At 63.4% G+C, this 18,329-nt stretch carries 18 protein-coding genes and 1 pseudogene; 11 read left to right on the forward strand and 8 right to left on the reverse strand.

Annotated elements, in window-relative coordinates:
* Positions 1 to 264 precede the first annotated feature (264 nt).
* The gene (locus AC0L16_RS20520; protein WP_473622878.1) at positions 265 to 1,347 is read left to right on the forward strand and encodes a carboxypeptidase regulatory-like domain-containing protein; all 1,083 of its coding nucleotides are present in this window, start codon (positions 265 to 267) and stop codon (positions 1,345 to 1,347) included.
* On the opposite strand, the gene AC0L16_RS20525 is transcribed toward AC0L16_RS20520, so the two are convergent.
* The gene (locus AC0L16_RS20525) at positions 1,335 to 1,574 is read right to left on the reverse strand and encodes a hypothetical protein (protein ID WP_473622970.1); all 240 of its coding nucleotides are present in this window, start codon (positions 1,572 to 1,574) and stop codon (positions 1,335 to 1,337) included. The two genes, AC0L16_RS20520 and AC0L16_RS20525, sit on opposite strands and share 13 nt — an antisense overlap.
* On the opposite strand from AC0L16_RS20525, the pseudogene AC0L16_RS20530 reads away from it, so the two are divergent.
* The 4 genes and pseudogenes from AC0L16_RS20530 to AC0L16_RS20545 all read left to right on the forward strand — a co-directional run bounded on the left by AC0L16_RS20530 (position 1,477) and on the right by AC0L16_RS20545 (position 5,912).
* Positions 1,477 to 3,184 (forward strand): annotated as a pseudogene (locus AC0L16_RS20530) (type I secretion system permease/ATPase). The gene AC0L16_RS20525 and the pseudogene AC0L16_RS20530 overlap by 98 nt on opposite strands.
* Complete coding sequence (locus tag AC0L16_RS20535) at positions 3,181 to 4,635, forward strand: HlyD family type I secretion periplasmic adaptor subunit (protein ID WP_473622879.1); 1,455 nt, start codon at positions 3,181 to 3,183, stop codon at positions 4,633 to 4,635. The pseudogene AC0L16_RS20530 and the gene AC0L16_RS20535 overlap by 4 nt, the downstream one beginning before the upstream one ends.
* A 376-nt stretch (positions 4,636 to 5,011) precedes the next feature.
* Positions 5,012 to 5,278, forward strand: coding sequence for a hypothetical protein (locus AC0L16_RS20540; protein WP_473622880.1), 267 nt, complete (start codon positions 5,012 to 5,014; stop codon positions 5,276 to 5,278).
* Positions 5,279 to 5,402: 124 nt separating this feature from the next.
* Positions 5,403 to 5,912 (forward strand): NUDIX hydrolase, encoded by a 510-nt coding sequence (locus tag AC0L16_RS20545; RefSeq protein WP_473622881.1) that lies wholly within the window; start codon positions 5,403 to 5,405, stop codon positions 5,910 to 5,912.
* Here the strand turns inward: AC0L16_RS20545 and AC0L16_RS20550 are convergent.
* The 5 genes from AC0L16_RS20550 to AC0L16_RS20570 form a co-directional block, all read right to left on the reverse strand.
* Positions 5,888 to 6,739: a citryl-CoA lyase gene (locus AC0L16_RS20550; RefSeq protein WP_473622883.1), complete on the reverse strand. Its 852-nt coding sequence runs from the start codon at positions 6,737 to 6,739 to the stop codon at positions 5,888 to 5,890. The genes AC0L16_RS20545 and AC0L16_RS20550 overlap by 25 nt on opposite strands.
* Before the next feature lie 13 nt (positions 6,740 to 6,752).
* Positions 6,753 to 7,937 (reverse strand): CaiB/BaiF CoA transferase family protein, encoded by a 1,185-nt coding sequence (locus tag AC0L16_RS20555; protein ID WP_473622884.1) that lies wholly within the window; start codon positions 7,935 to 7,937, stop codon positions 6,753 to 6,755.
* A 15-nt stretch (positions 7,938 to 7,952) separates the two neighbouring features.
* Positions 7,953 to 9,476 carry a tripartite tricarboxylate transporter permease gene (locus AC0L16_RS20560; protein WP_473622885.1) on the reverse strand — a complete coding sequence of 508 codons (1,524 nt, stop codon included), beginning with the start codon at positions 9,474 to 9,476 and terminating at the stop codon, positions 7,953 to 7,955.
* A 4-nt stretch (positions 9,477 to 9,480) separates the two neighbouring features.
* A complete protein-coding gene (locus AC0L16_RS20565) occupies positions 9,481 to 10,017 on the reverse strand; it encodes a tripartite tricarboxylate transporter TctB family protein (RefSeq protein WP_473622887.1) in 537 nt (178 codons plus the stop codon).
* A 130-nt stretch (positions 10,018 to 10,147) separates the two neighbouring features.
* Positions 10,148 to 11,125 carry a Bug family tripartite tricarboxylate transporter substrate binding protein gene (locus AC0L16_RS20570; RefSeq protein ID WP_473622888.1) on the reverse strand — a complete coding sequence of 326 codons (978 nt, stop codon included), beginning with the start codon at positions 11,123 to 11,125 and terminating at the stop codon, positions 10,148 to 10,150.
* Between the two features lie 192 nt (positions 11,126 to 11,317).
* Between AC0L16_RS20570 and AC0L16_RS20575 the strand changes: the two genes are divergently transcribed.
* Entirely contained in the window at positions 11,318 to 12,103 is a 786-nt protein-coding gene (locus AC0L16_RS20575) for an IclR family transcriptional regulator (RefSeq protein ID WP_473622966.1), read from the forward strand.
* A gap of 45 nt (positions 12,104 to 12,148) precedes the next feature.
* Here AC0L16_RS20575 and AC0L16_RS20580 read toward each other — a convergent pair whose 3' ends face one another.
* Positions 12,149 to 12,688, reverse strand: a complete 540-nt coding sequence (locus tag AC0L16_RS20580) for a GNAT family N-acetyltransferase (protein WP_473622889.1) — start codon at positions 12,686 to 12,688, stop codon at positions 12,149 to 12,151.
* A gap of 223 nt (positions 12,689 to 12,911) precedes the next feature.
* Here AC0L16_RS20580 and AC0L16_RS20585 point away from each other — a divergent pair, with 223 nt between their 5' ends.
* Positions 12,912 to 13,367, forward strand: coding sequence for a DUF2214 family protein (locus AC0L16_RS20585; protein ID WP_473622891.1), 456 nt, complete (start codon positions 12,912 to 12,914; stop codon positions 13,365 to 13,367).
* Here the strand turns inward: AC0L16_RS20585 and nth are convergent.
* A complete protein-coding gene (gene nth / locus AC0L16_RS20590; protein WP_473622892.1) occupies positions 13,361 to 14,164 on the reverse strand; it encodes an endonuclease III in 804 nt (267 codons plus the stop codon). The two genes, AC0L16_RS20585 and nth, sit on opposite strands and share 7 nt — an antisense overlap.
* 22 nt (positions 14,165 to 14,186) lie before the next feature.
* Between nth and AC0L16_RS20595 the strand changes: the two genes are divergently transcribed.
* The 4 genes from AC0L16_RS20595 (at position 14,187) to AC0L16_RS20610 (ending at position 18,294) form a co-directional block, all read left to right on the forward strand.
* Positions 14,187 to 14,681: a DUF2244 domain-containing protein gene (locus AC0L16_RS20595; RefSeq protein ID WP_473622893.1), complete on the forward strand. Its 495-nt coding sequence runs from the start codon at positions 14,187 to 14,189 to the stop codon at positions 14,679 to 14,681.
* A gap of 230 nt (positions 14,682 to 14,911) precedes the next feature.
* Positions 14,912 to 15,790: a methylated-DNA--[protein]-cysteine S-methyltransferase gene (locus AC0L16_RS20600; protein WP_473622895.1), complete on the forward strand. Its 879-nt coding sequence runs from the start codon at positions 14,912 to 14,914 to the stop codon at positions 15,788 to 15,790.
* Positions 15,791 to 15,928: 138 nt separating this feature from the next.
* The gene (locus AC0L16_RS20605; protein WP_473622896.1) at positions 15,929 to 16,840 is read left to right on the forward strand and encodes a ribokinase; all 912 of its coding nucleotides are present in this window, start codon (positions 15,929 to 15,931) and stop codon (positions 16,838 to 16,840) included.
* Positions 16,841 to 16,845: 5 nt separating this feature from the next.
* A complete protein-coding gene (locus AC0L16_RS20610) occupies positions 16,846 to 18,294 on the forward strand; it encodes an amidase (RefSeq protein ID WP_473622897.1) in 1,449 nt (482 codons plus the stop codon).
* The last annotated feature ends 35 nt before the right edge of the window (positions 18,295 to 18,329 follow it).

Genomic DNA, 18,329 nt, shown 5'->3' on the forward strand with positions numbered 1-18,329 from the left:
ACAAATTCTCTTTAACAAATCAGGGTTAACAGGCGCCTGCCGCAGGTTAGCCACGTTCGGCTTCTACCAAGCATGATTGGGGAAATTCTACAGCTTGGCGGACCGTCCAAAAACGAAACAGTGGAGCGACGACCTAATGCCGCAACATAGCGCACATGAACAATATCTACTTGAACTTATCAACGCGGAGAGGGCTAAGGCCGGCGTGCAGCCGCTGGCCTTTGGCAATGATCTCAGCGAGGCGGCTGAGGGGACAGCAGATGGATGCTTGCAACCGACACCTTTTCTCACACGGGGTCGGGAGGGTCCACGCCCACCCAGCGTATGAAGGCGGCTGGCTACACCCTCGCGGGCTCCTGGGCGACAGGGGAGAACATCGCATGGGCTACGACCAGGTCACCGACAGGCTATAATGACGAGATACTGCTTCTGCACAACAACCTGATGAACTCCTCGGGTCATCGTGCCAACATCCTCAACGGGAACTTCCGCGAGGTAGGTCTTGGATTCGAGGTTGGCGATTACCGGGGGCGCTCCAGCGGTTTCGTGGCGGAGAATTTCGCCAAGACCGGATCAGACCTGTTCCTGACCGGTGTGGCGATCGACGACAAGGACGGGGACAGGTTCTACGATCCCGGTGAAGGTCTATCCGGTCTCACCATCACAGCGAAGAGCTCGACGGGCACGACGTTTACGACGAAGACCATGGCCGCTGGCGGCTACGACCTCGCCCTCAAGCCGGGCACCTACACCGTAACCTTCTCGGGGGCGGGCATCGAAGCTTCGACGCGCACCGTCTCTGTCGGGAGCAAGAACGTCAAACTCGATCTCGTCGACCCGAAGCAGGGAGCCGTCGCTGCCGTTCAGGATGAACCGGCGGCCGTTTCCGATCCGGCGCCGCAGCAGGACCCGACGCCAACGGCGCAAGCTGAGCCGGCCCCGACAACGCCGCCGGATTCTGGGCAGCCGGATTCTGGCTCCCAGTGGCTTGCAACCTTCTTCGGCAAACAGGGCGCAAACTTCCGGTCTGACCAGACCTTGGCCGAACATGAGGAGGCTGAAGCAACGCCTGGCACGGCTGAGGAGAGTGGTGCACAGGTGGCGCTTGAGGGCGATAGCATCGTGTTTCCACAACTCGGGAACGCTCGGGGCCAACTCGACGACGCTATCGAGCAGGTCCGCGACGATGCATCGACCGCGTTGGCAACTGCGGGCGATCCGAGACCCGCATTTGATTGGGCAGAGTACGCACACACGCAAGCGGGCGATGCCGACGCGCTGGCTGCGAAGCTCATCGAGCAACTGTCTGCGCATAACAACAGCATGATCGCCGATCAGGCCGCGTAGCCGATGCCGGACGATGCGGGCTTGCAGTTATGGGTCCGCATCGCCTGCTGACGTACACGGCTGTTCGAGGGGACATCAATGTCACAATCCGCTTCAGAGAGGCTCCGCCCACCGAGGGCGAAGTCCGAATTGGCTGCCTGCCTGGCGCATTTCCGGCGCGCCTTTTTGGCGGTGGCGGGTTTCAGCGGCCTTATCAACGTGCTGATGTTGTCCGGCTCGGTGTTCATGCTGCAGTCTACGACAGGGTCCTGCCCGTAGCGTGCCGACGCTGGTGGCTCTGATCCTGCTGATATCGATTCTTTATGCTTTTCAAAGTGCACTCGACGCGATCCGCGGCCGGGTGCTGGCGCGTATCGGCAGCGGACTCGACGAGCGCCTGAGTGAACGGACCTACCGCGTGATGTCGCAATTGCCCTTGGCCAGAGGCCGTTCGGGCGAGGGCATGCAACCGGTGCGCGATCTCGATCAAATCGGCGGCTTCCTGGCCAGCGGTGGTCCCGCCACTCTTTTCGACCTGCCGTGGATGCCGCTTTATCTCGGGCTCTGCTTTGCCTTCCATCCTTGGCTCGGCCTGGCTGCGCTGATTGGGGCGATCCTGCTTTTGGCATTGACCGTGCTCACGGAGAAAACGGTCCGCCGTCCGGCAACCGAAATGTCTGGATATGCCGGAGCGCGCAGCAATATCGCACTGGCAAGCATCCGTAACGCCGAAGTGCTCGAAGCGATGGGCATGAGATCGACCCTGGCCTCGCGCTGGGCGGAAGCAAACGGCAAATACAGGCAGGCGCAGATGCGCGCCAGCGATGTCACGGGTTCATTCGGCGCGCTCTCCCGCGGCCTTAGGATGCTGCTGCAGTCAGTCGTTCTCGCGATCGGCGCGTATTTGGTGATCCGCCAGGAGGCCACGCCTGGCATCATCATCATCGCAAGTTCTATTCTCACTGCGCGAGCGCTGGCGCCAGTCGAACTCGAAATTGCGCACTGGAAGAACTTTCTTGCCGCTAGACAAGGCTGGCACCGGCTGAGCGAACTTTTCACACAGTTCCCTGCCACAGAGGATCGCTTGCTGCTGCCGCCGCCGCGGACCGAACTCTCGGTTGAAGGGATCGGCGTCGTTCCGCCAGGCGAACGCCGTTTTGTCGTACAGGACATTGCGTTTTCGCTGAGCGCCGGCTCCGCGCTCGGCGTCATCGGTCCGAGTGCATCGGGTAAATCGTCGCTGGCGCGGGCGCTGGTCGGCGTCTGGCCGGCAGCGCGCGGCAAAATCCGCCTGGACGGCGCCGCCATCGAACAGTGGCCGGCTGAGGCACTGGGGCGACATATCGGCTATCTGCCGCAGGATGTCGAACTTTTCGCAGGCACCATTGCTCAAAACATTGCCCGCTTTGATCCCTCTCCGGATCCGGCAACCATTATCGCGGCCGCCAAGACCGCGGGCATGCACGAAATGATCCTGCGCTTGCCCAGCGGATATCAGACCGAGATCGGCGAAGGCGGCGCATCGCTCTCAGCAGGACAGCGGCAGCGCATCGGACTGGCCCGCGCGCTTTATGGTGATCCTTTCCTCGTCGTTTTGGATGAACCGAACTCAAATCTGGACGCTGGAGGCGAGCAGGCTTTGACTCAGGCGATCCTTGCAGTCAAACAGCGGCACGGCGTGGTTGTGGTAATCGCCCATCGTCCAAGTGCCTTGGCGGCAGTGGACCTTTTACTTGTTCTCGACTCCGGCCGTCAGCACGCATTTGGGGCGAGGGATCTGGTCGTCCGGGGCGCCACGCTGAGTGCCCAAGTGGGAACGCTTCGAGCAGTTGCCCCTGAGGAAAAGGCATCAGGATGACGTTGTTTCATGATCGATCGTTGTCTGGCGCACGTAACGGCGTGAGGCAGATGGTGCCGCGTATTCGTGCCGGAGTGAGCCACCTGGCGGGCGTCAAGGACAAAATCGGCGGGCTGCCGTTCGTTCGGGCCAGCCTCCAAATCGAAGCGCGATCGCAGCCGACGCAGAACGACTTATCCCTTCGCCGGTATATGCTGCTTGGCGCCGCAACCGTGGCGCTGCTTGTCGGCGGCCTTGGTGCATGGGCTGCAACGACGGAATTGTCAGGCGCCGTAATCGCTACCGGCCATATCGCAGTGGAATCCAACGTCAAGGCGGTTCAGCATCCAAGCGGCGGCGTTGTCGGTGCGATCAACGTGCGCAACGGCGATGAAGTCAAAGCAGGCGATATTTTGCTTCGTCTCGACGACACGCTAACACGCGCCAATCTCGCCGTCATAACCAATACCCTGGACGAACTCTCGGCGCGGGAGGCACGCCTCACAGCGGAGCGTGAGGGTTCCGAGGCGATAGCCTTTTCCGAGGATCTCACCAGCCGCTCCTCTGTTGGCCATGTGGCGCGTGTGATCGGCGGGGAGCAGAAACTTTTCGCTTTGCGCCGGGGAGCTTATCGCGCCCAAATCGAGCAACGCAGGCAACGGATGAGCCAGCTCAAGGAGGAGATAGCGGGCCTTGAGGCACAAAGAGCGGCCAAGGAGCACGAGATTGCGTTGGTCCGCGACGAGATCAAGGGCGTCAGGAGCCTGTGGGAGAAAAAGCTCGTTCAGCGGTCGCGACTGCTGGACCTGGAGCGGGGCGAGGCACAGATCGAGGGAGGGCGCGGCCAGCTCGTCGCTGCGATAGCCGAAGCGAACGGCAGAATCAGCGAAACGGAAATGGCCATCATCCAGATCGAGCAGGATTGGCGCAGCGAGGTCGCGAAAGAATTACGCGAAACGGAGGCTCGCACCGCAGAATTGGAAGAACGAAAGATCGCCGCCGAGGAATTGCTTAGGCAAACCGATATTCGTTCACCCCAGAACGGGCGGGTGCATCAGCTTGCGATCCATACGGTTGGCGGCGTCGTCATCGCCGGCGAGCCAATTATGATGATTGTCCCGACCGCTGACGAATTGACTGTGGACGCACGCATCGCGCCTCAAGACATCGATCAGGTGCAGCCCGGCCAGCTTGTCCATCTGCGGCTGTCGGCGTTCAGCCAGCAGGTCACGCCGGAAATCGAAGGACATGTAGCAACAGTTTCTCCCGACCTCGTCGAAGACGAGCAAAACGGACTATCCTACTACAGCGTGCGGATCAGGCTTGACGAAGGCAAGCTTGGCTCGCTGGATCCGGAAAGCCTCAAGCCGGGCATGCCGGTGGAGGCGTTCATGCGCACGACCGATCGTACCGTCATCTCGTTTCTGATGAAGCCATTGACCGACCAGATCAGCCGCGCATTCCGCGAATAGTCGCGCGGCTGGGCTATCGCCGTGCCGTGGCCAACGGCTGCGGCGAACGCAGCGCCGCCCATGCCGCGCTTTTCGACTGTGCGATGTTGCGGTTCAAATTATCCAATTCAGGCCTGAAAAGGCATGGAACTGCAGGATGCCCTCCAGCTTCTTGTCGTCGGCCTCGTATTGGTGCCCTTTTGCCAGCACACATCGGTCGACGGGCTTTGCGCCCTGACTGGCTAGTCCGCCAATTCCGCTCCGGCGTGAGATTTTAATGCATGGCATCATCAGACAAACGCCCTATATAATCGTAAGGTTCTGTTTCGTGCGGGCCCAAGGTTCTGTTTCGTAAGGGAATGGATGGATGTCGCCGCTTCGCCTTTCGACGATCTTGATGTCGGCAACCCTGGCAACAGCGATGCTGTCGAGCGCGGCTGTCTCCGCGCAGAACGTCACTCCCGCCAATCGCAATACGGTGGTCCTGCAAGGCGAATTGCAGATGCTGGAGAACAGGCTGCGGCGGCAGCAATATCAGCAGCAGCAACAGCAGTTCCGTGCCCAGGATCGCGTGGTCGTGCCGCAACGGCCAGATGTGCCGCAGATGGCGCCTACCTGCCAGTTGCAGCGCTCGGGCAGCCGCTTCATCAGGACCTGCCGATGATGAGCTTTCTCATTTATTTAGCCGATATGCTTGAACGCCGCTCTACTTAAAGTAGCATCAAGGGCGGTTTTGATTTCGCAACGTGCCTTTGCGCTTGGGCACTGCCCTGATTGGATCGTCGGCAATGGCAGCCACCAAGAAGAAGGTCGTGCGCAAGGCGAGGAAGGGCGAGCGGATCCGCCAGGTCGCGGCGATTCCCTTTCGGCTGGGCGAGCGCGGCGACGCCGAGGTGATGCTGGTCACCTCGATATCGACAAGGCGCTTTATCGTGCCCAAGGGCTGGCCGATGAAGGCAAAGAGCGGGCGCAAGGCAGCCACCATCGAAGCGCGGGAGGAAGCCGGCGTCCTCGGCAAGACGCTGAAGCAGCCGGCCGGCACCTATTCCTACTGGAAGCGGCTGACGAACCGCTTCGTCCGCGTCGACGTCACCGTCTACCTGCTGGCGGTGACGGAGGAACTGGCCAACTGGCAGGAGGCCAAAAGGCGGCAGCGGGCATGGCTGGCGCAGGAAGACGCAGCCGTGCTCATCGACGAGCCCGATCTTTCAACACTGCTGAAGAACCTGAAAATTCCCCAGCCATCGCCCGCTGGCGAACTTGAACCAAGGCCTCATTTGGCGTCGTCTTCTCCCTGAGGAAAAGGCCGCACCGGCGTGCCCGTATAGGCCCACAACCATTCGCGCGGCAGTGGTCCTTTGTTGCGGTCGCTCTGTTGCGACTGTTCCCACGCATGCGCCAAGATGCCGACCGAGCGCGACAACACGAAAAGGCCACGTGTCAGCGGCGGCGGAAAGCCGAGTTCGCCATAGATGACGGCGGTGGCGCCGTCGATGTTGAGCGGGATCTTCTTGCCCTTGCGCCGCTCGACTTCGGCCTCGACAGCCTCGGCGATGTCGGCGAAACGTCCCCTGACGATGCCGCGCGCGGCAAAATCGCGGGTCAGTTCGATGAGGCGCGGCGCCCGCGGATCGACCGGGTGGAAGCGATGGCCGAGCCCCGGCACATAGGATTTTTCCTCGGCGAAGAAACGATCGAGCCGCGCCACGACCGCATCGCCGAGCGTCACGCCTTCGTCCACTGCCGCGGCGATGTCACCATAGAAGGCAAGCGCCTGCTCGCCGGCGCCACCGTGCACGTCGCCTAGCACATTGATGGCTGAGGCCATGGCGCTGTTGATGCCGACGCCGCAGGTGGCCGCCATGCGGGCAATGGCGATCGACGGCGCCTGCGGCCCGTGATCGACGGCGGCACTGAGCGCGACGCCGAGCAGCGCCGCCTGCTCCTCACCAGGCAGTTCGCCGCGCAGCATCAGCCAGATCATCGACGGAAAACTGACGTGGCCGATCAGGTCCTGTATCTCATAGCCGCGCAGCCGGATCACACCGGGGCGCATTTCGATTATATCGGTCTGCCACCACTCCTCGCCGCGTTCGCGGCCGGTGTTTTTCCCAACGTTGCTCATTTTCTCGCGCCGCTCATGCCTGCGCTCTTGTCTTGACGCGCGGTGGCAGGCTGGCAAACACCTCGTCCATATGCTCGCCCAGCGTTGGTGGCGGCCTGGTCGGCAACGGTGCTGCGCCATCGACCATGAACCCGCCGCGCACGACGGTCAGCGGCCGGTCCATCTTTGGCATGCCATCGAAGCGGGCGGTCATCTCGCGCTCGATCACTTGCTGCTCGGCCAGCACTTGCGGGATGGTCAGCACCCTGCCCGCCGGCACGCCTGCGCGATTGAGTGTCTCCTCCCAGGCTGCGGCCGATCCGCTGGCCAGTGCGTCCTCGATCAGCGCCTTCAAAGCGATGCGGTTGCGCTTGCGCGTCTCGCGCTCGGCAAAGCGCGGGTCCGACGCCAGTTCCGGCAGCCCGACCAGCCGGCACAGCGTGACGAACTGCTCCTGCTTGTTGGCGGCGATGTTGAGCAGGCCGTCGCCGGTGCGAAACGTGCCGGAAGGTGCCGCCGTCATGTTCTCGTTGCCCATCGGCTGCGGCTCGACGCCTGCCGTCAGATAGTTGGAAACCGGCCAGCCCAACGCGGAGAGCGTGCATTCGAGCATCGACACGTCGAGGAAAGCGCCCTCGCCTGTCGTCTTCTGCTTCACAAGTGCTGCGGTGATGGCGAACGCCCCGACCAGCCCACCCAGCGTGTCGGCGACGGGATAACCGACACGCAACGGCGCGGTCTCCGGTGTGCCGGTGATACTCATGATGCCCGAAAGGCCCTGGATGATCTGGTCGTAGGCCGGATTGTCGCGCATCGGCCCGGTCTGGCCGAAGCCCGAAATCGCGCAATAAACAAGACTGGGGCGGACCTCTTTCAACCTGGCATAGCCGAGCCCCAGCCGATCCATCACGCCGGGGCGGAAATTCTCGACCAGCGCGTCGGCGGAGGCGACCAGATCGAGGAAGCGTTGGCGATCGGCCTCTTTCTTGAGATCGAGCACCACCGATCGTTTGCCGGCGTTCTGTGCCAGGAACGAAGCGCCCATGCCGGTGCTGTTGAGTTCCGGCGAGCCGCCGAGCTGGCGCGCCAGATCGCCGCCTTGCGGCGCCTCGACCTTGATCACATCGGCCCCGAGCAGCGCCAGTTGATAGGCGCAGTAGGGGCCAGCCAGAACATTCGTCAGGTCGAGCACGCGGATGCCGGACAGCAGATCGGTCATGATGTTGCAAACAGGTCAGGCATCGCCCGGCACGTGTTCCGGTCCGCGCGTGCGCCGGCGTTCGATGAAAGCGTAGATATGTGGCCCAATCAGCCCGATGAACGCCAGCGTCAGCAGCGTCAGCGACAGCGGATGTTTGTAGAACACCGACCAGTCGCCGTTCGAGATGGTCATCGCGCGGCGGAACTGGGTTTCGGCGAGCGGCCAGAGGATCATGCCGATGATGACCGGCGCCGTCGGGAAATCGAAGCGCCGCATCAGGAATCCGGCCCCGCCGAGCAGATAGAGGATGACGAGGTCGGTCGGCGACTGAGAAATACCGTAGGTGCCGACCGTGGCGAACACCAGGATGCCGGCATAGAGCTGCGGCGCCGGAATTTTCAGCAGCCGCACCCACAACCCGATCAGCGGCAGGTTGAGGATGACGAGGATGATGTTGGCGATGAACAGGCTGGCGATCAGCCCCCAGACCAGATTGGCCTGCGTCATGAACAGCATCGGCCCGGGATTGATGCCATAGCTCTGGAAGGCCGACAGCATGATCGCGGCCGTCGCCGAGGTCGGCAGCCCAAGCGTCAGCATCGGCACCAGCACGCCGGCGGCCGATGCGTTGTTGGCGGCTTCCGGTCCGGCAACGCCTTCGATGGCGCCGACCGTGCCGAACTCCTCCTTGTGCTTGGAGAGCTTCTTCTCGATTGCATAGGACAGGAAGGTCGGGATTTCGGCGCCGCCGGCCGGCAGGGCGCCGATCGGGAAGCCGAGCAGGGCGCCGCGCAGCCAAGCCTTCCACGAGCGCGCCCATTCGGCCGCCGTCATGTAGAGCGAGCCCTTCAGCGGCACGATCTCGTCCTTGCCGGCATAGCGGCGCGAGGCCATGTAGAACGTCTCACCGACCGCAAAGAGGCCGACGGCGACGATGATCACGTCGACGCCATCGAGCAATTGGCTCATGCCGAAGGTGAAGCGCGGTTGCCCGGTCTGCAGGTCGACGCCGATCATGCCGATGACGAAGCCGACGAACAGGCTGGTCAGGCCGCGCACCGATGACGAGCCGAGCACCGCCGAAACCGTGATGAAGGCCAGCACCATCAGCGAGAAATATTCGGCCGGGCCGAAAGACAACGCGAATTTGACCACGACCGGGGCCAGGAAGGCGACGCCAAGCGTGCCGAGTGTGCCGGCGACGAACGAGCCGATCGCCGAAGTGGCAAGTGCGGCGCCGCCGCGACCGGAACGGGCCATCCTGTTGCCTTCCAGCGCAGTGACGATGGTCGCGCTTTCACCCGGCGTGTTAAGCAGGATCGATGTCGTCGAACCGCCATACATGGCGCCGTAATAGATGCCGGCAAACAAGATGAAGGATGCTTCCGGTGCCACCTGGTAGGTGATCGGCAAAAGCAGGGCGATGGTCAGCGCCGGTCCGAGGCCGGGCAGCACGCCGATCGCTGTCCCCAACGTGGTGCCGAGCAGGCACCACATGAGATTGACCGGCGTAAAAGCGACCGAAAATCCGTGCGCGAGATGGCCAAGCGTTTCCATGGCTTCAGCCTCTCAACATACGGATAATCGAATCGAGACCCGTGTTCAGCTGGTTCTCGATGAAGCCGGCGCCGATGTTGACGCCGAGCGCCCTGGCGAAGCCGAAATAGGCGGCAAGCGCCAAGATCAGGCCGAGCAGCACGTCACGCAGCGGATGTCTGCTGCCGAATCCGTGGCAGATGAGAACGAACATGATCACCGAGGCTGCAGTGAAGCCAAGCGGCTGGATCAGAACAAGGTTCGCAGCCAGTCCGACGGCGACGATGCCCATCGCCTTCCAGTCGGTCGGCGTTTCCTTTTCTTCCTCCGGCTGCCAGCCGCCCCGCAGGGCGGCGACGATCAGCAGCAGGGAAAGGATCGTCATGCCGACCATGGTGATGTAGGGGAAGACGGTCGGGCCGACCTTGGAGTAGAGCGGCGACACCGGAATCGACAGCGTCTGCCAGGCCACTGCGCCGGCGCAGGCGAGAAGCCCGATGCCGATCAGCAATTCGGGCACGGCAAGGCGCGGCCGCGCCGCCTGCTGGTCGGTGGTGCTCATGATCGTCCTCCCTGGATAGGCCGGTCTCCCACAGCCGACCTCACCGCAGTTTCACTCGCGCCGGATCGTATGTCCATGCGGCCGGCGAACATCGGAAAGGGGCAGTGCAGACCGCCCCTCTCCAAGGACGTCAGGCAAGGCCGAGGTCCTTGAGGATGGCTGCGATGCGCGCCGTGTCTTCGGCGAGAAATTTCGCATAGTCGTCACCGGTGAGCAGGATCTGCGTCCAGTTGCGGTTTTTGCATTCGGTGGCCCAGGCATCGCTTTTGGCCATCGTCTCGACCAGCGTGACCATCGCCGCCTTGTCGGCGTCGGAAACGCCCGGCGGTGCGAAGACGCCGCGCCAGTTGAACAGTTCGACATCGATGCCGGCTTCCTTCAGCGTCGGGGCGTCGATGCCTTCCTGGCGCTTGTCCGCGGAAATGGCGAGCAGCCGAAGCGCGCCTGCCTTGACCTGTTCGGAAAATTCGCCATAGCCGGAGATGCCGGCCGCGACCTGGTTGCCGAGAAGCGCCGACAGTGCCTCGCCGCCGCCGGCGAACGGCACGTAGGAGAGGTTGGCTGCCGGGACACCGGCCGTCTTGGCGATAAGGCCGAACAATATGTGGTCCGAGCCGCCGGCCGAACCGCCAGCCACCGGAACCTCGGTCGGATCGGCCTTGAGGGCGGCGACGAAATCCGCTGCTGTCTGGAACGGCGAGGCCGCCGGCACCACCAGCGCCTCGAATTCGCCGGTGAGACGGGCAATCGGCGTGACCTCAGTGAGATTGTTGGCCGATTTGTTGGCGATGATGGCGCCTACCATGACCATGCCGGCAACCATCAGCGAATTGCCCTTGCCGTTCCACTGGCTGATGAATTGCGGCAGGCCGACCGTGCCGCCGGCGCCGCCGACATTGGTGATCTGCGAGCCGGAGATCAGCTTCTCACTGCGCAGCACCTGGTCCATCGTGCGCGCCGTCTGGTCCCAGCCGCCGCCGGGCGCTGCCGGCACGAAGATCTGGATCTGCGGTGCGTCCTGCGCGAAAGCGGGCGAGAGATGCAACGCTGCGAAACCGGCGACGCCGGCAGCGGCGGTGCTCGTTAAAAATCTGCGTCTGTTCAGCATGGGATTCCTCCAATCACGACACCTCCTCCGGTGCCTGCCAGCAACGTAGCCTGAATTCAGACCCGCTCGACAAAAATTCATGCAGTCTTTGCATCGTTCTGTCAACCGGAATGGCATTCTGCTGGACAGAACTGTCCGGATGCGGCACAATTGTTCCGATCGGCCCTTCTGTCCAACTGGGAACGGAACGACGTGGTCAAGCGGACAACCGTAACACAATCCAAGCCTGCGTCGACCAACGGCGTTGCCGCGCTCGACCGCGCGATCGCCATCCTCGATGCTTTCGCTGCTGCCGAGCGCTCGCTCAGCCTGGCCGAAATCGCGGCGCGCACCGGCCTCTACAAGAGCACGATCCTGAGGCTGGCGAACTCGTTGCTGCGCGGGCAATTGCTGGAGCGTCTCGACGACGGCCGCTACCGTGTCGGCCCTGCCACCTTTCGGCTGGGCGCCCTATACCAGCGTTCGGTGGTGGCGATCGACATCCTGCTGCCGATCATGCGCGATCTGGCCGAGCAAAGCTGGGAAAGCGTCGCTTTCTATGTCCGTTCGGGCGACGTGCGCACCTGTCTTTACCGCGTCGAGGCCAAGCATCCTATCCGCTACACCATCCGGGAAGGCGACGTGCTGCCCCTGCTGGCCGGCACGGGCGGCCGCGTGCTTGCGGCGTTTTCCGGTCAGCAGGGCGAGCCTTACGAGACGATCCGCAAAACCTACCATTGTTTGTCGGTCGGCGATCGCGACCCCGAGACGGCGGGCGTTTCGGCACCAGTGTTCGGGCCGGGGCACACCCTGCTCGGTGCATTGACGCTGTCAGGCCCGAGCACGCGCGTCGACGCGGCCTTTCTGCAGCGCATGAAAAATCCGCTGATCGAGGCGGCCGCGCGCGCCACCCGCGCTTTCGGCGAAGACGCCTCGATGCTCGAACAGGCGGCCCTGAAGGCCGAAGCGGAAGGCCCGGTGCTGAAGCGGCAGGCCTAGAAAGGCTCGGCCCGATCAGAATCACAGGATGACAGGCCGCAACCCCTAGGGCTGCCGTTCCAGCAGGATCGTCGCATTGTCGTGATAGGTGGTCCGCAACACTTCGCTGTAGCCGCATTTGGCCGCGACGCTCAGCGAAGCGGTGTTTTCCGGATCGATGATGCAGACAGTCCTTGCACGCCCGAATGCCTCGTCGCTCCAGGCGAGAGCCCGTCTGACGACTTCGCTGGCGAACCCTTGGCGATGTGCGCTCGGGACCAGCGCCCAACCGGCTTCCGGAACGCCTTCGATCGACGGCACCATGTCACGCTTCAGATCGTGGAAGCCGGCCTCGCCGATGAAGCGGCAGGATGCCTTGTCCTCGATCGCCCAGAAGCCGTAGCCCAGCAGTGACCACAGGCCGGCATGACGCAGGAAGCGCATCCAGCTTTCCTCGCGCGTGCGCGGCTTGCCGCCGATGAAGCGGGTGACGTCCGGATCGGCCCACATGGCGACATAGGCATCGAAATCATCGAGCTGGTGTGGCCGCAGCACGGTGCGCGGCGTTTCGATGACGGGAGCGACGAGCGTCTGCGGGTTGATCATATGTCATGCCTCGGTTGCGTTTGCCTGTGCTTAGTGCATGTCGCCCAGTGCTCGGTGATTTGGGGGACAGCGATATGCGACAGAGATCCAATCGCCTGCACCAGACAAGAGCCAAAGCCTGTGTAGATCGTCTTCCAGCCCAATGTGAATCCTGCCCAGCGGTGCTACTTTTCACCAGCAGCTGATTCAGCGTCCGCTGTGCCGGTCGACGGAGGGAAAGGACATGGATACCACCGATCTTCTGCTTGCCATCTTTCATCATCTGCTGATGTTTTCACTGGCCGGCATCATCGGCGCCGAATTTGTCCTGATCCGCGGCGATCTGCCCGCCGCGACGCTTCGGCGGCTTGTCGGCATCGATCGCCATTACGGCATCATCGCCATGCTGATCATCGTCGTCGGCATCGGACGCGTCATCTACGGCCTGAAGGGTTGGGAATTCTACGTCTACAACTGGGTGTTCTGGGCAAAGATGGCGGCCTTCGTCACCGTCGGCTTGCTGTCGATCATCCCGACGGTCCGCTTTGCGTCCTGGAGCAGGCAGGCCTCGGCCAGCCCCGGCTTTCAAGTGCCGGCACCACAACTTGCATCCGTTCGAACCTATGTCCGCGCCGAAGCCTGCATCTTCCTGCTGATCCCGGTCTTCGCCGCGGCGATGGCGCGCGGCTACGGCTACTGACTCTCGCTCAACGGTTCGAGCGGCGCGATTTCGACCAGCGGCGCCGCAACATCATTCGTCTTCTCCTCGGCCTTGCAGATGTCGGCGATGACACAGATCGGGCAATCCGGTTTGCGCGCCTTGCAGACATAGCGGCCATGCAGGATCAGCCAGTGATGCGCATGGCGCATATATTCGTCCGGAATGATCCTCAACAGCCCCTGCTCGACCTGTTCCGGCGTCTTGCCGGGCGCTAGCCGCAACCGGTTGCCGATGCGAAAGATATGCGTGTCGACCGCCATGGTGTGCTGGCCGAAGGCCATGTTGAGCACGACATTGGCGGTCTTGCGCCCGACGCCCGGCAGCTTGACCAGTTGGTCGCGGTCGTCCGGCACTTCGCCGCCATAACAGCGGATCAGCGTCTCCGACAGCGCGATGACGTTCTTGGCCTTGTTGCGCCAGAGCCCAACGGTGCGGATATAGTCGCCGACCTTGGCTTCGCCGAGAGCCAGCATCTTTTGCGGCGTGTCGGCGACCTTGAACAGCGCCCGCGTTGCCTTGTTGACGCCGACATCGGTCGCCTGTGCCGAAAGCACCACCGCCACCAGCAGCGTGAAGGCGTTAACGTGTTCGAGCTCGCCCTTCGGCTCGGGCCGCTGAACGGAAAAGCGACGGAAAATCTCGTGCACTTCGGCCGGGCTGTAGAGCGAATGGGACCGCACCGGCCGGGCACGCGGTTTGGCGTTCGCACCGTCGCGGCGGCCCGGGATCAGTTCATTTTTGGGTTTAGAGGAATTTTTGGACTTGGGGCTCGTCATCCCCTTCCTATAATATCCCTGCATGAGCGACACAAACGCCTCATTTCAGGCCGACGAGCCATTCTTCCAGGCGTTGCTGATACCGCATCGGTCGCTGGGCAAAACCGGCTTTGCCATCCTGATGGGCGCTCTGCTGTTCGGCTCGTTGGTCACCGGAGCGTTTTTCCTGTCGCGCGGCGCCTGGCCGGTGTTCGGCTTCCTCGGTCTCGACGTCATAGCCGTCTACATCGCCTTTCGCGCCAATTATCGTGCCGCCCGCGCCCGGGAGGAAGTGTCGGTCTCGCGCACCAGCCTCGACATCCGCAAGACCTCGCCATCAGGCAAATCGGAAGCGCATCGCTTCAATCCGTTCTGGGCGCGTTTTTCGGTCGCCCGCCACGCCGAAATCGGCATCACCAGGATGGCGGTGGAAGCACAGGGCCAGAATGTGCCGATCGGCGGCTTCCTCAATCCCGACGACCGCGAGAGCTTTGCGTCAGCCTTTTCGCGCGCCCTGGCGACGGCGAAGGCGCGCTGAACATAAACGAGCCGCCTCGTCCAAAAGGCGGCTGGCTCTCCAGTGATGCCTTTGCCAAAAATGGCAATTAGCAGCGTCTCCTTCTCTTGGTGAGATGATGAACTTTTCGCCAGCCATCATCGCTCTTCCTCGAAGGCAAATCCTAACCGGGTATTGGGCCGGGAGTAGGCAAGTTTCGGGTGGTGATCGGAGCCGTGAAGGACGATATTCACGCTCAAGGAGATAGTCCGATGAACGCACAGACAGCTATTCTGAAGAAAGACATCACACCCGAAGGCGGTGACTACGAAGTTGTTCGGCGCGCGATCGAGAAGATCAGCCTTGACTATCGTGACCAGCCGTCGCTCGAAATACTGGCCGCGGAAGTCGGCGAGACGCCGACCGGGTTGCAGAAGCTCTTCACCCGCTGGGCCGGCCTGTCGCCCAAGGCGTTTTTGCAGGCGGTCACGCTCGACCACGCGCGCAAACTGCTCGATTCCGGCATGCCGCTGCTCGAGGCTTCTTTCGAGGTCGGCATGTCAGGCCCCGGCCGGTTGCACGACCTTTTCGTCACCCACGAAGCGATGTCGCCGGGCGACTACAAGACGCGCGGCGCCGGGCTAACGATCCGCTACGGCTATCATATCTCGCCTTTCGGCATCGCCCTGATCATGGTCACAGACCGTGGCCTTGCCGGCCTCGCCTTCAGCGATGCCGGCGACGAGCGCGCGGCCTTCGCCGACATGTCCGGCCGCTGGCCGAACGCAACCTATGTCGAGGACATGGCCGCGACGGCGCCCTATGCGGCGCGCATCTTCGATCCGGCGCTGTGGCGCGCCGACCAGCCGCTGCGCGTCGTCTTGATCGGCACCGACTTCCAGGTCCGCGTCTGGGAAGCCCTGCTGCGCATCCCGATGGGCAAGGCCTGCACCTATTCCTCGATCGCCGCCGGCATCGGCGCACCGAGCGCTAGCCGGGCGGTGGGTGCCGCGGTCGGCGCCAATCCGATGTCCTTCGTGGTGCCGTGCCACCGGGCTCTCGGCAAGTCCGGCGCGCTGACCGGCTACCATTGGGGCCTGACCCGCAAGCGCGCCATCCTGGGCTGGGAAGCGGGACAGGTCGGATCCTGACATCGCGCCAATTGTCGATGTCGGCACCGCCCGGAGTTGCGCTGAGAAGCGCGTTCAAACCTGACGCGATTAGCTCGCGCGGTCTGGCAAGCGGCGGCCTTACGGAGTAGCTTCCCGCCATCAGCAGGGAGGCACCACTTGATCATCGTTGTCGGCTCGATCAACCTCGACCTTATCGCCAATGTCGACCGCTTGCCCGCACCCGGCGAGACGGTCCGTGGCTCCGGTTTCGCCACCGCACCCGGCGGCAAGGGCGCCAACCAGGCGCTGGCCGCCGCGCGCGGCGGCGCCAAGGTGCGCATGGTCGGCGCGGTCGGCAAGGACAATTTCGCCGCCGAAGCGCTGGCACTGTTGCGCGACGGCAAGATCGACCTGTCCGGTGTCGGTGAAACCTTCGCCTCGACCGGCACGGCATTGATCATGGTCGCCGACGACGGTGAGAACGTCATTGCCGTGGTGCCGGGCGCCAATGATTCGGTCGTCACAGGCGACCTCTCCAAGGCTTTCATGAAGAAGGGCGATGTCGTGCTCCTGCAGCAGGAGATCCCGCTGCAGACTGTCGATGCAGCACTGGACGCGGCACGGGCGGCAGGCGCGGTTACCGTGCTCAACACGGCACCGTTCCGCGCAGAGGCGGCCGCCTTCCTCGGCAAGGCCGATTATGTCGTCGCCAACGAAACCGAATTCGACCTCTATGGCGAGGCGCTGTCGCTGAGCGGCCTCGATCGCCCGGCGCGGATGCGCGATTACGCCGGGACGACCGGCCGCACAATCGTCGTCACGCTCGGCGGTGACGGCGTTCTGGCCGCCACCCCAGCCGATCTTCTGATGGTTCCGGCGCTGAACATCACCCCTGTCGATACCGTCGGCGCCGGCGACACGTTTTGCGGCTATTTCGCCGCCGGGCTGTCATCCGGCCTGCCGCTCGACCAGGCGCTCGCCCGTGCTGCAGCCGCTGGCTCGCTCGCTTGCCTGAAGCCCGGCGCCCAGCCGGCGATCCCGCTGGCAAAGGACGTCGACGTGGCGCTCCAAAACCAGCCAGCCAGGTGAGAACCATGCGTCCGGCCACAAAACATGCCGTGCCGCCTGCCGGCGATATCTGCCGCCTGTCCGCCGTGGATCTTGCCGATGCGATCCGGCGCCGGCGGCTGTCCGTGCGCGAGGTGGTGACGGCATTCCTCGACCGGATCGACGCCGTGAACCCGCTGGTCAATGCCATCGTCTCGCTGCGCGACCGTGCCGACATCCTGCGCGAGGCCGACAGGGCGGACGCCCATCTGGCGCATGCAGGACATGCCGCACCGCTGTTCGGGCTGCCGATCGCCATCAAGGATCTCGCGCAGACCAAGGGCCTCAGGACCAGCTTCGGCTCGCCGATCTTCGCCGATTTCGTGCCGCAGGAAGACGATTTCTTCGTCGAGCGCATCCGCAAGGCCGGCGCCATCATCATCGGAAAAACCAACGTTCCCGAATTCGGCCTTGGCTCCAATACCTACAACGCCGTGTTCGGCCCGACGCTCAATGCTTTCGACCCGGCCTTGACCGCCGGCGGTTCGAGCGGCGGCGCGGCGGTCGCGCTGGCGCTCGACATGGTGCCTGTCGCCGACGGCAGCGACTTTGGCGGCTCGCTGCGCAACCCGGCCGCCTACAACAACATCTATGGCTTCCGTCCGTCGCAGGGGCTTGTCCCGGCCGGCCCCGAGCTTGACGTCTTCCACGCGCAGATGGGCGTCGAAGGGCCGATGGGCCGCAGCGTGCGCGACATGGCGCTGCTGCTCGACGAGCAGGCTGGCTACGACCCTCGCGCGCCGCTCTCACATCACAAACAGGACTGCTTCCTGCAGGGACTGCAAACGCCGACGGCCGGCGGCCGCATCGCCTGGTTCGGCGACCTCGGTGGTCATCTGCCGGTCGAACCCGGCATCCTTGCTCTCTGCGAGGCCGCTCTCGGCCGCTTCGCCGCGGCATCCTTTCAGACCGAAGCGCTGGTGCCGGATGTCGATTTCGAAGCGCTGTGGCAGGCCTTCGTGACGCTGCGCCAGGCGAGCAGCGGTTGTGCGCTCAAGGCGCATTACGACGACCCCTTGAAACGCGCTCTTCTGAAGCCGGAGGCCGTGTGGGAGGTGGAACATGCGCTGCAGCTCACGGCGCCGCAGATCCACGCCGCCACGGTGAGGCGCTCGTCCTGGCATCGAACGTTGCTGTCACTTTTCGACCGCTTCGACCTGATTGCGCTGCCAACCGCCCAGGTTTTTCCCTTCGATGTCCTCACCCATTGGCCGACGCAAGTGGTCGGGCGTGCAATGGACAGCTATCACCGCTGGATGCAGGTTTCAGCGCTCGCTACGCTGGGCGGCTGCCCGGTGGTCAACGTGCCGGCCGGCTTCGATGGCAGAGGCAGGCCGATGGGCATGCAATTGATCGGGCGGCCGCGCGGCGACATGACCGTGCTGAGAGCGGCGGCAGCCTACGAGACGACGCTGCCGTGGCTGGCTGGAGCCTAAAATCCAGGTCAAGGTTGCCAGCGACATGTGCTGCC

Source organism: Mesorhizobium sp. WSM4848 (genome assembly GCF_055811375.1).

Excerpts from the sequence above, each read along its gene's own strand:
- AC0L16_RS20520 (WP_473622878.1), top strand. The coding sequence starts at position 265 with ATGCTTGCAACCGACACCTTTTCTCACACGGGGTCGGGAGGGTCCACG.
- AC0L16_RS20525 (WP_473622970.1), bottom strand. The coding sequence starts at position 1,574 with ATGAACACCGAGCCGGACAACATCAGCACGTTGATAAGGCCGCTGAAA.
- AC0L16_RS20535 (WP_473622879.1), top strand. The coding sequence starts at position 3,181 with ATGACGTTGTTTCATGATCGATCGTTGTCTGGCGCACGTAACGGCGTG.
- AC0L16_RS20540 (WP_473622880.1), top strand. The coding sequence starts at position 5,012 with ATGTCGGCAACCCTGGCAACAGCGATGCTGTCGAGCGCGGCTGTCTCC.
- AC0L16_RS20545 (WP_473622881.1), top strand. The coding sequence starts at position 5,403 with ATGGCAGCCACCAAGAAGAAGGTCGTGCGCAAGGCGAGGAAGGGCGAG.
- AC0L16_RS20550 (WP_473622883.1), bottom strand. The coding sequence starts at position 6,739 with ATGAGCAACGTTGGGAAAAACACCGGCCGCGAACGCGGCGAGGAGTGG.
- AC0L16_RS20555 (WP_473622884.1), bottom strand. The coding sequence starts at position 7,937 with ATGACCGATCTGCTGTCCGGCATCCGCGTGCTCGACCTGACGAATGTT.
- AC0L16_RS20560 (WP_473622885.1), bottom strand. The coding sequence starts at position 9,476 with ATGGAAACGCTTGGCCATCTCGCGCACGGATTTTCGGTCGCTTTTACG.
- AC0L16_RS20565 (WP_473622887.1), bottom strand. The coding sequence starts at position 10,017 with ATGAGCACCACCGACCAGCAGGCGGCGCGGCCGCGCCTTGCCGTGCCC.
- AC0L16_RS20570 (WP_473622888.1), bottom strand. The coding sequence starts at position 11,125 with ATGCTGAACAGACGCAGATTTTTAACGAGCACCGCCGCTGCCGGCGTC.
- AC0L16_RS20580 (WP_473622889.1), bottom strand. The coding sequence starts at position 12,688 with ATGATCAACCCGCAGACGCTCGTCGCTCCCGTCATCGAAACGCCGCGC.
- AC0L16_RS20585 (WP_473622891.1), top strand. The coding sequence starts at position 12,912 with ATGGATACCACCGATCTTCTGCTTGCCATCTTTCATCATCTGCTGATG.
- nth (WP_473622892.1), bottom strand. The coding sequence starts at position 14,164 with ATGACGAGCCCCAAGTCCAAAAATTCCTCTAAACCCAAAAATGAACTG.
- AC0L16_RS20595 (WP_473622893.1), top strand. The coding sequence starts at position 14,187 with ATGAGCGACACAAACGCCTCATTTCAGGCCGACGAGCCATTCTTCCAG.
- AC0L16_RS20600 (WP_473622895.1), top strand. The coding sequence starts at position 14,912 with ATGAACGCACAGACAGCTATTCTGAAGAAAGACATCACACCCGAAGGC.
- AC0L16_RS20610 (WP_473622897.1), top strand. The coding sequence starts at position 16,846 with ATGCGTCCGGCCACAAAACATGCCGTGCCGCCTGCCGGCGATATCTGC.